The organism is Chitinispirillales bacterium ANBcel5 (assembly GCA_029688955.1).
GTDB lineage: Bacteria > Fibrobacterota > Chitinivibrionia > Chitinivibrionales > Chitinispirillaceae > Cellulosispirillum > Cellulosispirillum alkaliphilum.
The window spans coordinates 1-14,891 of record JARUKZ010000061.1 but is presented as its reverse complement, the minus strand read 5'-3'; the positions used below and the strand labels follow the sequence as shown (position 1 = coordinate 14,891).

Genomic DNA, 14,891 nt, shown 5'->3' with positions numbered 1-14,891 from the left:
AGGTGGGAAAGATTCCAAACTTAGGTTTGAATCCCGGTCTGTACTGTTAGAGATGCCCTCGCAGGAGGGCACCTCTGCGACAACACTCAGGGCGTTTCTGCTGCCATCAGAAACCCCAGTGCGTGAACCATCGGTGCGGTCCAGTTTATCGCCACTTCATTTGAAGCATAGCTCTTTTTATCATTCACATACGCCCGGGCAGGATAGGAATAGGGGTATTTGGCTCCCCAGTCAACCTTTGTAATACAATCCTGCATCATAGCATTGGGCCCACCGGCAACAAAGCCCGGAATCGGCTCATCAATACCATCGGCGTTAATTTGCCTGTGATGAACACTGGTGGAAGATTTATGACCAAAACCTGTTACAAAGCAGTAGCCGGTGGCATTTTTCCCAAAGATATAATCCATAGTCTCGGCCATGGCATGAAAGTATTCGATCTCTCCGGAAAGGGTGTAAGCGTAGGAGAAGAGAATCGCGATATTTAAAAATGACGCGTTCGAGCCCCAGAAAAAGCACTCATAGGGAATACGATAGGGATTTTGCGACATAATTTCCATGTGATGATCACTGAGATTAAGCACCCGTTCCAAAGCCACATCACGATACTGTTGCTCAAGGGTATTATCCGCGGTAAGAAGCGAGTAGTAAGCGAGGCCCTGAAGATCCCACCAGGTAGGAACATCACGAAACTCCATCTCAGTCATTAGCTCCCTGACCATAGTGCCATACTGTTTATCACCCGTAGTAATAAAAAGCTCTGTTGCAGCCAGGAAAAACTCATCCTTAAAGGCATCATCACCCTCTACCAAATACTGCTCGCCACTACAGTCGGGATCCATCCAGTCCTGCTGCCATACCCCATAGGCACCACTTCCACCGGTTTCCTCAGGCTCCGGTACCGCTGGATTATCCATCGCCCAGGCAAAGGCGTTTTTTGCACGCTCAAGACAATCATCTGCGTATTCACGGTCTGTCTTTCGATAGATTCTGGCAGCCTGTGCCATATTGGCCGCGAAACAAAGTGTGGATGTGGTAGATTTACCAATTATATAACGGGGCTGGGTATCCTCATGGGGCATTACTGTACCCGGCCAGTTTAAGCCCGAAAGTTTAAAAAACACCCCACCATCATCATCCTGCATAGTCTTAAGCCAGTCAAGCTGATACTTTACTTCATCAAGAAGGTCACTGGTACCATTGCCGCTTTCGGGGATATATGAAAATTTATCACCAATGACATCCGGGAAACGTTCATATAAGGAAAGAAGTGTCGCTACTGTAATACCCGAATTCACTACATACTTACCGAAATCACCCGCATCATACCACCCGCCCGGTGATGAACGATAGCCGGTCGCGCCGGTAGATGGATGCATTTTACATGCGGTATCCGGGTGCCCCGCTTCCCGTGCCCACTGACCGGCAAACCGTGGCTCAAGATCAAGGGACGCACGCTGAAAATAAAAACTCTTTAAAGAGGCCTCAAGAACCGATTGGTAAATTTCACGCCCGATCTCAAAAGGAGCCGATATCCCCACTAAAGGCACATAGATATGGTATACCCCCTCTTCTGTATGTGATGAAAACTCACCCATGGCCACCGATTCGCCCGATAAGTGCCAGTGTTCGCTTTCACCAAGAAGCCCCCGATACCTTTGAACTCCAAGGGTATCAATCAGGTAAAAAGTATCTGCCCTGGAATCCGCAACCATGAAATATTTAGGCGCAGAGGGCAGGTATCCAACCTGATTGAATCTGATGGAATCACAGATCTGATGCTGTGATACATCAATAAGCGGCTTAGTAGTGCCCACACAGTTCAAAAAAACCATACAAACTACCAGTACGATGTTTAGACTCAGGAACGTAGATTTTTTCATCAGATACCCTTTCTGCTGACTTAGTTTTTCTGGCTCTGTATAATCTAATTAATAGCAGCTGAAATTGGGGAAACGAAATACCCCTTGCGCTCCAGTTACCCGCCCGGTATACTCTTTTTTAGGTGATAATTTGAGTTTTTTTGGATAAATGCATTAATTTACCATAAAAATGGATCTTTCACTGACTAAGGATTGCCTCAAACACGTACTACTCACAGCGCAGGGCACCGTTTAGCCTGAGGACTGAAACTCAAAGGAAATGTGGCTATCAAACAGAAGATTATTTTTATTTTTCTTGATGGTTTTGGATTGGGAAAAAAGACACCTTTAAATCCGATCTATACCTTCAAACTATTTACAGAACTACTTGATGAACCGTTAGTTGATGGAATTGATATTCGAAGCAACGACACGGTTGTAAAAGGCATTGATGCCTGTCTGGACGTAGACGGTATTCCTCAGAGCGCAACCGGACAGATTGCTCTGTTTTGTGGCGTCAATGGCGCGAAACTTCTTGGATATCACCGCCCCGCTTTTCCCTGTAAATTACTGCGGCAACAGATTGATCAAGGTAACATCTTCCTAAACACTGTTAATTCCGGAAAAAGCGCCACTTTCGCCAATGCGTACCGTAATGAATATTTCGAACGGGTTAAGTCTGGTGATGGTAAAAAATCGGTCACAACACTGTGCTGCTTAAGTGCGGGGGTTACGTTGCGCGGAATCGATCAGTATAACAATTCGGAAGCTGTTTTATGGGATATAACCGGCTCATACACCCAAAGAACGGTGGATTACCCTATCAATGGTATTTCACCACAGAAAGCCGGTGATATCATTGGAGCATTATCACAGAAGCATGACCTGGTGGTATATGAATCATTTCTACCCGACTTTTTGGGGCATTCATGTGATATCAATCAGGCGGAAACTCTTTGTTCCACTCTAAACTGCTTTATAGAGTCACTGTTAAAAAATCTGGATGGCAACACAACGGTACTTATAACCAGTGATCATGGTAATTTTGAAGACCTCTCTACCAGATCTCATACCAAAAATCCGGTTCCACTGTTTGCGCGTGGAGCCGCTGCAGATCCTTTTTACAGTGCAGAGTCTATAATTGATGTCCCTAAAATCATGTTGGACATTCTACTGAAATAGCTTTACACCCACACAAATCGTTTTTTAGAAGTTCACCTGAGCACTGTTGTCCAAAGCAGGTTTTCATTGTGAGCATTTCTATTTTATTTCGAAAAACGACCATCCCTCTGCGTTTTTCCTTTGCGTTCTCTGGGCCCTCTGCGTTTAAATCATTCTTTTAACCCGTCATATCCAACCCACTCTATCTAGCAGTTTAATTCAAAGTGCACCAAAATAGTTTTGTTGAGTTATTTTTCTGACATAGTTATTTTTAAACTATTCAGAATAGTTTTTAAACCGACCTACTGCGATCAACTTGGATTGGGTAAAAACAGAGTGCAGTAGAGCTACTAAAATACAGGAGTTAAGGTTGTGAATATAGTAATAATTGGTAACGGTGCTGCTGGTGCATTAACTGCAGGACATTTACGCAAAGCCTTACCGGAAGCGAATATACATATAATCTCTGATGAAAATTACTGTTTTTACTCCCGTCCACGAATCATCGACTACCTCACCGGTACCATAGAAAAAGAGAAACTCATAATCAGAAAAGAGGATTGGTACAAGAAAAACCAGATAGAGCTCTATTTAGAACAAAAGGTCATCTCTATCAACCCTTCAGAAAAATGTGTGATACTGGAAGATACAAGGTGTTTTCATTACGATACGCTTGTGATTGCGGCAGGAGCCCACTCCTTTCTTCCCAACTTTAACTGCACAACTGAGGGGATTTTTACTCTGCGTACAATAGATGATGCAGACTGTATCATAAATTACTCCAAAGGGAGAAAGAAAGCGTCTGTAATAGGCGGTGGTCTTTTAGGCATAGAAGCAGGGCACAGCCTTTTAAACAGAGGACTTGAGGTTGAAATCATCGAATGTTTCGACAGACTTTTACCACGACAGCTTGATCCGGAAAGCGCGTCAATACTGCAGGGGCAGCTTGAACAGAAAGGGTTACAGTTCAGGTTGGGCATGCAGACTCAAAAGATTGTACCAGACGAAAAGGGTTTCGATATTCTTTTTAAAGACGGCCAAAAAACAGCAACAGAGCTTATCCTTGTTTCGGCGGGGATTCGCCCCAATCTTTCTATCATTAAAGACAGTGGTATAGAATCAAACAAGGGAATAACGGTTAACGAGTATTTGCAAACCAATTATGAAGATATCTATGCCTGTGGGGATATAGCAGAATTTAACGGAACTATTTATGGTATTTGGCCTGCAGCGAATGAACAGGCTTCGGTTGTGGCAAAAAATATCGCTGGTATGAAACAAGTGTACAAAGGCACGGTTATGTCCACCAAGTTAAAAGTGGCCGGAATCAATCTTGTTTCCATAGGAGAGGTATCAGAAGAGAACGGAGCGGTAGGCCAAAGCAGCGGTGATGGATCAGATTTCAAAAAACTGTTCTTTAGAGATGATAAGCTTACTGGTGCGATTCTTATCGGAGACACCAAAGCCTTCACTTCCTATCAACGAGCGATCTTAGAGGGTGCTGACCGCAAAGTGGTAGAAAACATGGGGGTCAAATCAGCTTAAACAATATGTTTGCTATTGTTACTTATTTAAATCGCGTTTAAATGCTACTGAAACCGAGGTTTTTTCGATGCAGTTTACACTTACTACTCCGACACTACTCTTTTCAGCAATTTCTCTTCTCCTTCTTGCCTATACCAACCGTTTCCTTGCGCTTGCTGCCCTTATCCGGCAACTTCACCGCCAGTACAAGGAAGATCCCGATGAGATTATTCTTAAGCAGATAAGCAGTATACAAAACCGAATCATGCTTATCCGCAACATGCAATTTTTAGGCGCGGTCAGTTTCTTTTTATGCACCCTCTCCATGTTTTTGCTATTACTGGGGTATGAGAAAGTAGCGGAGTTAACCTTTGTTGGGGCATTAGTGGCACTAATGTTTTCGCTCTTTATCTCTGTGCTGGAAATTCACCGCTCATGCGATGCGCTCAATATGCGCCTTAAAGATATCGAAGAGCTATCGGTGAAGTAACATGGAAGTTGTTGTGGTTATCTGAAGGGTTACGCAGATAGTATTCAGAAAAGCAACATTTCCCATAATTGCCCCCTTATACCTGGTTTTCTTATTTCAAACAAATAGTGCTGCTTTTGCCGGCACTATTTGTTTGCCAGCCCCGCTTCTCAGTAAAACATCCCAATCTTACCATTGAATTTCCCAAAAAAACACTTTATACTTTGGTATTAACCATGCACCTATCTTTAGTCGGATCTGTTTTCAATTTATGAAAAAAACTACCATCAATTTCGATCAATTCTATAATGCCCTCATAAGTGGCAATAAAGAGCTCTGTAGTGCTATAATAAGCGCCTTTTTGAGTAAAAACACCGATATCAGCACCCTTTACGAGCACTTGTTTAAACCCAGCTTGTATAAGGTGGGGTATGAATGGGAGCAGCAAAGGCTTAATGTGGCAGTAGAGCATATGGCCACATCAATAGTAGAAGACCTTATGAATGAGCTTCTCCCGGGAATGGTTTCGCTACAGAGAAAAGGGAGAAATGTTGTACTGTCCAGTGTGGAAAATGAAGAGCATCAGCTAGGTTGCAGAATGGTTGCAGATACGTTTGAAAAACATGGTTGGGATACATTTTTTACCGGTGCCAAAACACCCATAACAGACCTGATTACATTTTGTGAAACAATAAAGCCTCATTTAATCTGCCTCTCATTGAGCATAACGTCCAATATGCCTGTACTATTACACGAAATCAAAACAATCAGAAATCATACCGATGTAACTATATTGATCGGTGGGCAGGGTCTCATAGAATCCGGCAAAGTGATTTCTGAACATTTCAACAACGTAGTCTACCTAAAAGATGTTTTCGAGGTGGAAGAATTAATCACCGAAACAGAAAATGATAATTCTAAGCGCGGCTAATGCACTTTGACTTTTATCATCGTGTATACTTAAAAACATTAGCTTATAAGAAAGTTGCTTTGCATAACTATGTACTGGAAAGATGAAATTAATTTTGAACAGTTGGTTAACGAAAGCCAAAATATCATCGTTTTCTTAATCAATCACGATAACGAGCTGATTTACGCAAATGATGGCTTCAGAAGATTTTTTGACCACGCAAACGTAGATATCAGCGCTATTTTTGTTAATCCGGATTTCAGTAAAATAAAATCCTTATCAGAAAATTTTAACGGCGTATTGACCGTCAAAAAAACTCCCCGAACAACTGTCTCATTTCAGGCAAAAATAGTTATTACTAAGTATGGTATTTTGTTTGTTTGCGAAAAAGATACCTTAGAAACTGATCAACTGTACCTGGAAATGACAAAACTTTCTTCATCAGTTTCCAATAGAAACAGAGAACTGATTAAGAAAGATGTTTTATTGAAAAATGCCTATCAGGAGCTTGAGAGAAAATCTGAAGAGCTTGAAAAGGCAAAAGTCAAAGCAGAGAGTGCCAACAAAGCTAAATCAGCCTTTTTATCTGCAATGAGCCACGAGATCAGAACCCCTCTGAATGGTGTTATTGGATTTACCGATCTTTTAGCCAAAACGACTTTAACGGCCGTTCAAAGACAGTACCTCGAAAACGCAAACGCTTCCGCCAAAATTCTTCTCGATATAATCAATGACATTCTCGACTTTTCCAAAATTGAAGCAGGGCGCCTCGAACTGGAAGAAGTGGAAACAGATATAGTAGAGTTGATTGAGGAGACAGCGGATATTGTTAAATTCATCGCGGCATCAAAGAATATCGAATTATTGCTCAACATTGCTTCCAATACGCCGCGAATAACAGTAACAGACCCGTTGAGAATGAAACAGATTCTTGTCAATCTTTTGAGCAATGCAATCAAATTTACCGAAAAAGGAGAAGTAGAGCTTTCTTTGTATTCTACCCGGGACATACACGATCCCGGCTACTATCACTATACTTTCACGGTAAAAGATACCGGCATCGGAATTTCACCAGAGGGTCAGAAAAACCTTTTTAAATCTTTTTCACAGGCAGACAGCTCAATCTCAAGAAAGTTTGGCGGAACTGGTTTAGGCCTTGCCATCTCAAACAACCTGGTAAAAAAAATGGGTGGTAAAATTGATGTTAAGTCCCGGCTAAATAGAGGAAGCGATTTTTCATTCACAGTAAAAAAGCCGGCAATAACGAAGAGTTGTGTTCAGGTTAAAACTGATCTTAAGATCCAGCGGGCGCTTATAGTTGATGATAATGAAAAAAGCAGAACAATACTTGAGCAGAGATACAGGGAATGGGATATAGAAACTGTTACAGCTGAAAGCGGAACCAGGGCGTTAAACATAATTAAAACCAGCCCCTCCTTTGATGTTGCTGTAATTGACTACAATATGCCCGATACAGATGGTATAGAAACGGTAGAGCAAATAAGAAGCGAGCTCAAAGTAACATCAGAGGTATTGCCTGTTATTCTCCTCTATAATCCCGCGTTTAATGAAATATCTGATGAAAAAATGGACGATCTTGGTATTGTGTTTAAAGTTGTCAAACCGGTAAAGACTGGTGAAATGATAAACTGTATTAAAAATATCGTCCAAACCAAAAATCACACTGATTCAGATAAGGAAAGTAAACAGATAACCCATACAGAAACAATCAGTTGCAAGAAATATCCAACCATTTTAGTCGTGGATGATGTTTTACTGAACAATGTGCTTATAAAAACTGTACTAAAAAACCTTATCCCCGGATCCACTGTTATAGAAGCAGAAAATGGAGTTAAGGCGGTTGAACACTATAAAAAGCATAACCCGGATATAATTTTCATGGATATAAAAATGCCGGAGATGGATGGTTTTGCCGCAACAGGTGCAATAAGAGAAATTGAGCAGGATGCAGGGAATTTATGCCCTGTTATAGCACTCAGCGCATCAACGGACAATACAGAGCGGGCTAAATGCTTCGATTGTGGTATGAATGACTATCTTGAAAAACCTCTTAACCAGAAAACACTGATTACAATTCTTGAGAAATATCTCTCAGAATAAGGCCCCATAAATGTTAGAGCTCACTGTGCGAACCAGCTTTATACCCCGGTGGAGCAGATGAATATAGTCACTTAAAAGGGAAAAGGGAGGTATACGGTTTGGGATCGGGTTAGTTGTCATTTATGCCAACGGAAAAAAAGGGAGGTATCCCCAAAACCGCTCTAAACAGCAGTAAGTTTAACTATATTGTTTTGCGATGGAAACAGATGAAGGTTGTTTCAATTAACCGCTTAAGAGGAGTTGTTATGGGTTCATTTTCAAAAAAGGCTATACTTTTAGTTATAGCTCTGAGTATGTGTGTATTTGCTGATGTAGCACCACAAACTGTTCAGGATTCAATGGATGGTAACTGGCTTGTCATCAATGGCCAGAGGAGATTTATTTCGGGAATGAATATCGCCTGGATCGATTTTGCCAATGATGTGGGAGATACAAGGCTTGATATCAATGCTTTCAGAAACAAGATTCGTCAGATCAGAAGTGCCGGTGGTAACGCGGTACGGTGGTGGCTTCACACCGATGCTTCCCGGTGTCCAACGATCAACTCCGATGGTGAGGTGACAGGGATTGGCTCAAGAACCATCGAGAATATGCGGCAGGCATTGGACACCGCTTACGCTTACGGTGTAGTGGTTTCGATGTGTCTGTTCTCCTTTGATTTGCTGGTACCGGGAGACCAACCACCGAAATCAGAGTATAGCGACTTTGATCTTGAGAGTAATCACCAATTCCTTACAGTTCCCGAAAACCTTGATACCTATCTTGAAAATGGTCTTGGCCCCATCCTGGAAGCCGTGGGCGATCACCCTGCGATTATGTGCTGGGAGGTGTTTAATGAAGCGGAAGGGATGCTTGCATCAGCTGGTTGGGACGCTGTTGTAGAAAAAATTACACAAGATGATATATTACGGATCACCAACAGGATCGCCGGTTTTGTTCGCAGCAATACCAACAAAATGGTTTCAACTGGTATGGCTAACCCCACCTATCATACCATGTATAGTGATGAAGCTTTGATCAATGCTGGTGGAGATGAAAATGGCTGGCTTGACTTCTATATGATGCATTACTATCCTGAGTGGTATGGTGAAAACGTATCCCCCTTTCACAATCCCGCAAGCCACTGGAATATGGACCGCCCTGTACTTATTGGTGAGTTTATGGCAAGAGGCTGGACAGAGGGAGAACAAGGTCCAAAGCAGCAGCTTATGACCACCAAAAGCATTATCGACGCTTACCAGCATACCTACGATAAAGGGTACGCAGGTGCCTTAAGCTGGTCTATGACCGAAGGTAATTCTGACTTTTTTGGTGATTTCTCCACCACCGCCCCCGCTCTCGAACACATGTTTGACAATTACAAAGATGATATAATGATCAAAGATGTAGAAGTTGAGTGGCTTAGCGGAGATCTTGCAATGAAAGTTGAATTTACCGATCTACCTACCCCCGTTGGTGATGATGGTTATTTTGAACTCGGAACCATGTTTTCTGGTAATTTTTCAGCTACTACCGATGTACACATAGATATCTTCGTTGAAGAAGGAAGTGGAACTAATTTGCAACTTCAACCAGTTATCAAAGTTTCTGATGCCTGGACCTGGAGTCCGGCATCAGAAGAGGTAATCGACCTCTCAACCATTACACAAGGAGAATGGGTGACAATCACCATTCCAGTAACAGCATTTGGGGCAGATGATCTCAGCGATGTCAGGGAGATACTCTTCCAGTACTGGGCATATGATGATTCTTACACCGGAACGATTTATTTCAACGATGTGAAACTCGACGATGAAGTACTGTTTGATTTTAACAGCGAAGGTAGCTCCTGGGGAACAGCTGCTGATGAAGCACATGTATCACTTGCAAGCGTACCTGAAGCAACCTCAATCATAAGAAACTCAAGGAGTGGTTCCTCAGTAAACACACTTGCACCTATGGTTAGGGTATCCGGAAGAAGAGTAAATGTTGAGATGACCAACGCTTCTGATCTCAAAATCGATGTAGTTAATCTTAGAGGTAAAACGGTGGCAAAAGTTGATTTGAGAAACAGAGATGCCGGCTCTTATTCTTTCACACTAAACGATATATCCGCCGGAAATTATATACTCCGTATGCATTACGGTAATTCACAAGCAAACTCCTTTATCACCTTGAAATAACTTGATGGTGGTGCGGTTCAACTGAGGGGTGGATGTTTTCACCCCTCCTTAAGACTGCAACGTATCATCCGGTTTTAAACTGCATGGCACTGTATCAGGGCTTGTTGCTACTTATTTTTCACGATACGTGATTTCCATTCTGAGCCCATACCGGTCTTTGGGTACTTTTTCCGGAATAGACAGAACTCTTCCCTTTTCACCCGCGCTCAGAGCAAGAACCGCGGCATCAAGGATATCATCTTTTCTTACTACCTTTCTTCTGTAACGCTCCAGGGCTTCATTTACGGCAACCAAAACAGATGGATCATGGCTTTTCAGTATGGCTAACCTTTCCTCAATACCGGAAGGGGTATTTTTTTTGTAAGTTAGGGGTTTCCCGGAAAGTTTTGCGAAGCATAGCTCCGGATGAGACTCTCTGAAGACCGAACGTGCGCTCTTGCTTTTTCGCAGTAAAGTATCTGCCTGCACTATTTTAGGTCCTATGTTCCAGCTCTGAACCGAAAGTCCTTTGTTTGCTAATTGGCGGCTTACCCTGTTAGCTTCTGTGTAATTTTTACACCGTAGCACCTCTCGGCACGGTACAGGAAATAGTGATGATCCACTCCTACCGCCTAAGATTTTTCGTGCTAAATGATCACACTCTCTGCCATTAGCAGCTGCTTCCGGTAGTCCGATTGGGATATCGATAAGCAGAAGTGATGCGCTCTTCATCTCTTGCCACAAGCTTTCAAGATTTGGATACAGCGCACAACTCCATCCCCTATCACTATCAAAGAAGATGATAAACCATCCACCCCTGCAACCATCGATGCCACCGAATTTGACCATGAAATTAGTTACCTTTATAATAGTGTTTAGGGGATGAGAGTGTCATATTACAGAATTTTAACATTCTGCCAGTAAAGTTCTACTGAATTTATATCATAGTAGGCCTGAGTGGCGCAATATTTTCTGAGATTGTACAAAGAGTATAAGTTTGCTAACCGGACAACACTATAGCAGGTGTACCAATGATACATTGGTAGTTTTTACTACTTCATTAAAGGTAAGGATTACTGAGTATTTACGCGGACAGCCGATATTTATGGAACGGGTAACTTTTTAAACGAACAGAGTGAACAAGTCAATAGTTATAAAAATAGTGGAGTAACACTGCGCGTTTGTACAAAAAATGATTTCGGGGGGGGGGGGAGGAGGAATAGTTAGGTTCAGAAATGAATTTAACAATTAATGTTGAATCACTATGTACCCTGTTTATATTCTCCCCACCCGAAGTGGGAAGAATATACTAATTATAATTATTAGTGTGATTCCAATGTTTTTTCAATCTGCTCTATTCGTTTTTGAAGTAATTGGATCATCTCACTTTGAGAATCAATGATTGTTTGCTGCTCTTTTACCGCTTCTGTGAGAACTGCCGTTAGTTTATCGTAAGACATTGTTTTGTAACCATCATCATTAGTAACAACCACTTCAGGCAAAACTTCTTCAACTTCCTGAGCAATAAACCCTACCATTTGGCCTTCTGGAAAGTTTTTATCTGGAAAATCTTCTTTTCGCCAATTAAAGGTAACACCTCTTAATGAATTGATCTTGGCAAGAGCATTGTCAAAATCAGCTACATCCCTTTTCCAACGTAAGTCAGAACTGGTCGCAATATTATCAGCACTAATATTTCCATTAACAGTAAGCGGTGTTGCTGTTGCACCCCTCATGTTAATCCAATTAGTGCTTCCATCACTGAGGCTAATTCTGGTTGAATTTGCATCCATATCTATTCTTGAACTGGTTCCACCCATTCCATGAGACGAACTAATGCTCATTCTTGAATCAAAGTCTATAATTCCAGAAGGTCCATTGAGACTAATTTCGTTTGAATTTGCATTCATTTCTATACTAGACCCGGTTGAACCCCTTGCATCCCACGATCTAAAGCGCATTCTTGAACCAAAGTCTATTATTCCCGAAGGCCCAGTATTATTACCACCTCTAATTACAAGGTCACTTGCATCATTTCCCACTATGAGATCAACGTTTGGTCCAGTGCTAATCGGTTCTATGTGTACTGTATTTTTAAAATTAGTCTCGCCATATATTTCAAGGTCTCGGGTTTCTGGCAGAACCACTTTCGACAAGCTATCTACCCAGGGCTCAATTCCAGGAGGTCCTTGTGGTCCCACAGGTCCCTGAGCTCCCTGTACATGACCAACATTTATCTCAGAGCCGTCAGATAGTTCCAAAAAAAGGGTACCATTCTCAACACTGGAAGATACCACACTTATACCGTCACTACCATCTTCTCCCTGTGGTCCCTGTACATGACCAGCATCTAACTCAGAGCCATCAGATAGTTCCAAATAAAGAGTACCATTCTCAACTTTGGAAGATACCACACTTATACCGTCACTACCATCTTCTCCCCGTGGTCCCTGCACATGACCAGCATCTAACTCAGAGCCGTCAGATAGTTCCAAATAAAGAGTACCACTCTCAATATTGGAAGATACCACACTTATACCGTCACTACCATCTTCTCCCTGTGCCCCCCGCACATGACCAACCTTTAGCTCAGAGCCGTTAGATAGTTCCAAATAAAGGGTATCATTCTCAATTTTGGAAGATACTACACTTATACCGTCACTACCATCTTCTCCTGCTTGCCCTTCCGGACCCTTCAGATCAACCCACTCTCCCCATTCACCATCGGTGCCTTTAATGCGAATACTTGTTTCATCCCATTCATAATCCAATGCGGCAGCTGTTCCTGGAGGACCTGCTTCCCCTCTAAGGTCAACCCACTCGCCCCATTCACCATCGGTACCTTTTATACGGATACTTGTTTCATCCCATTCATAATCCAATGCAGCAGCTGTTCCAGGAGGACCTGTTTCACCTCTAAGGTCAACCCACTCTCCCCATTCGCCATCTGCATCTTTTATACGGATACTTGTTTCATCCCATTGGTACTCGAAACCACCACCAGAGGGAACTCCTGTGAGACCACTGCCATCACCTACAAACTTTTCTGCAGTAACAGTTCCATCTGCAGTTATATCTCCACCCTTCACCTCTACTCTTCCCTCTTCATCTGAGCTCTCTATAAAAAAGGTACCCTCTTCAGAATCTCCCTCCCAGCCTATTCTGGATATCGGCTCATCTCCATCAGTATCATAAAACTCCACTGCAGAGCTGCTCTGTGCAAAACTCTGTGAACTTAACACTGCAATACATAACATACCCAAAAACACTCTGTACATTTTATCCTCCAAACGCTTTATTGAATTACAATTCGAACATTTCCACTGATACGTATTCTATCATCTTCATACATCACAGGTTCTAAACATAACATCTGTGGTCGCATAGATTGGGGGGCGTAGGTTTTCATAAATTCATTTATGCTGCCACCGTCAACCAGTATACATCCTCTGCTTTCACCTTCCCGGAAAAGTGCCGATATTTGCAGATCCTCAGTGACAATGATATACATCTCATCATGATACCCCATGACTCCCTCTCTCCATGCGAAAAAGGAATAACCATCCTCTGGTACAGCTCTTACCACTACAGTATCACCAAGTCTGTACGCCTCTCGTTGAGGTTCAATAATCACACTCCCACTATCTTCGGAGTCCAGAGTCAAAAGGGTGTGGTATTTTGGATCAACACGTAGTATGAACATTAAGGTATCATATTCTTCTCCAGATGTTAACTCAACAGAGAACAAATATAACCCCGAATCTCTTACTGCGGCATCAAAGGAAAGTATCTTATCCTCTATTTCAACACGTTCCTGATCATCTAGCATGGTAAATTCTACCGCTTTATTTCCCTCATTTGAAAGGAGATTATCCAATTGCAGCTTCAGCACCTCTCCTTCATAAAGAGTATCTCTGTAGGAACCCTGAGTCCAATAAACGTCCTGGTCATCCCTTACCGGCCCATCTATAATTACACGAATTGAACCAGCTTCACGTTCTGAACCATCTTTTAGTATAGCAGTGATGATAATCTCATAATTACCGGGCTGTTCAATAGATATACCTACTTCTATTGTATCGGTTTTGGCTCTCTCATAATCACACTCCAAAACGATACGCTTATCCTCAAAAGAAAAAACAATGCTATCCAATAAATGCGGCAGATCCACCTCATAGATAATTTTAATAGAATCACCCACAGAGTATTCCTGCTCATGAAGAGAGGATAATTGTTCTATGCGAACCATGTTTGGATTCTCAAAAGGATCACTTGGTGAGGCACATTGCAACACAAACGCCACGGCCAAAAGTGCCAGCAATAAGAATTTTGTTTTCATATGTTTATCTCTCAGGGTTATGAGTTAGTATAAAAGAATTATTTCCCCTGGAAGGGTAACAGCAACAATTACTTTGATAATCAGAGAATAATATAAATAGATAGGTAGAGGAAATCAATTTAAATTTTAAGTTGGCGGGAAGTTAATAGGAAAAGGAGAGAGAATTATGGTTGTAAGGGCATGTTGCAGAGCTGTAAGCCAGTTGATATACACCGGGCAGGTGTATATCGGTAGTAACTGCCCTGTTGGACACTATTTTATTTTTCTGCCACTTCCTCCACCAAAGGATATTTCTCTAGTAAACTGTCAGGTATTGCAGGCGGGGGTTCGTTTGTGGGTATTACCAGGCGCATACCTACTTTTG

11 protein-coding genes are annotated in these 14,891 nt (G+C 42.1%); 7 read left to right on the top strand and 4 right to left on the bottom strand.

Features of this window, described 5'->3' with window-relative positions; all coding sequences use genetic code 11:
- Positions 1–86: 86 nt before the first annotated feature.
- Complete coding sequence (locus tag QA601_18155; GenBank protein MDG5817026.1) at positions 87–1,883, bottom strand: glycoside hydrolase family 9 protein; 1,797 nt, start codon at positions 1,881–1,883, stop codon at positions 87–89.
- A 261-nt stretch (positions 1,884–2,144) separates the two neighbouring features.
- Between QA601_18155 and QA601_18150 the strand changes: the two genes are divergently transcribed.
- From QA601_18150 to QA601_18125, 6 genes are all read left to right on the top strand, one after another.
- On the top strand, positions 2,145–3,044 hold the full coding sequence (locus tag QA601_18150) for a hypothetical protein (GenBank protein ID MDG5817025.1): 900 nt from the start codon (positions 2,145–2,147) through the stop codon (positions 3,042–3,044).
- Between the two features lie 351 nt (positions 3,045–3,395).
- On the top strand, positions 3,396–4,568 hold the full coding sequence (locus QA601_18145; GenBank protein ID MDG5817024.1) for an FAD-dependent oxidoreductase: 1,173 nt from the start codon (positions 3,396–3,398) through the stop codon (positions 4,566–4,568).
- Between the two features lie 67 nt (positions 4,569–4,635).
- Positions 4,636–5,037, top strand: coding sequence for a DUF2721 domain-containing protein (locus QA601_18140; GenBank protein MDG5817023.1), 402 nt, complete (start codon positions 4,636–4,638; stop codon positions 5,035–5,037).
- Between the two features lie 250 nt (positions 5,038–5,287).
- Positions 5,288–5,947, top strand: coding sequence for a cobalamin B12-binding domain-containing protein (locus tag QA601_18135; GenBank protein ID MDG5817022.1), 660 nt, complete (start codon positions 5,288–5,290; stop codon positions 5,945–5,947).
- Positions 5,948–6,016: 69 nt separating this feature from the next.
- Positions 6,017–8,047 (top strand): response regulator, encoded by a 2,031-nt coding sequence (locus QA601_18130; GenBank protein ID MDG5817021.1) that lies wholly within the window; start codon positions 6,017–6,019, stop codon positions 8,045–8,047.
- A gap of 122 nt (positions 8,048–8,169) precedes the next feature.
- Positions 8,170–10,209, top strand: a complete 2,040-nt coding sequence (locus tag QA601_18125) for a hypothetical protein (protein MDG5817020.1) — start codon at positions 8,170–8,172, stop codon at positions 10,207–10,209.
- 111 nt (positions 10,210–10,320) lie between these two features.
- Here the strand turns inward: QA601_18125 and QA601_18120 are convergent, their stop codons facing one another.
- The 3 genes from QA601_18120 to QA601_18110 form a co-directional block, all read right to left on the bottom strand.
- On the bottom strand, positions 10,321–11,037 hold the full coding sequence (locus QA601_18120) for a DUF429 domain-containing protein (protein ID MDG5817019.1): 717 nt from the start codon (positions 11,035–11,037) through the stop codon (positions 10,321–10,323).
- Positions 11,038–11,510: 473 nt separating this feature from the next.
- Positions 11,511–13,466 carry a tail fiber domain-containing protein gene (locus tag QA601_18115; GenBank protein MDG5817018.1) on the bottom strand — a complete coding sequence of 652 codons (1,956 nt, stop codon included), beginning with the start codon at positions 13,464–13,466 and terminating at the stop codon, positions 11,511–11,513.
- A gap of 17 nt (positions 13,467–13,483) precedes the next feature.
- Positions 13,484–14,527: a hypothetical protein gene (locus QA601_18110; protein MDG5817017.1), complete on the bottom strand. Its 1,044-nt coding sequence runs from the start codon at positions 14,525–14,527 to the stop codon at positions 13,484–13,486.
- 166 nt (positions 14,528–14,693) lie between these two features.
- On the opposite strand from QA601_18110, the gene QA601_18105 reads away from it, so the two are divergent.
- Positions 14,694–14,891 (top strand): hypothetical protein (locus QA601_18105; GenBank protein ID MDG5817016.1); only part of this gene is annotated, 198 nt, incomplete at its 3' end.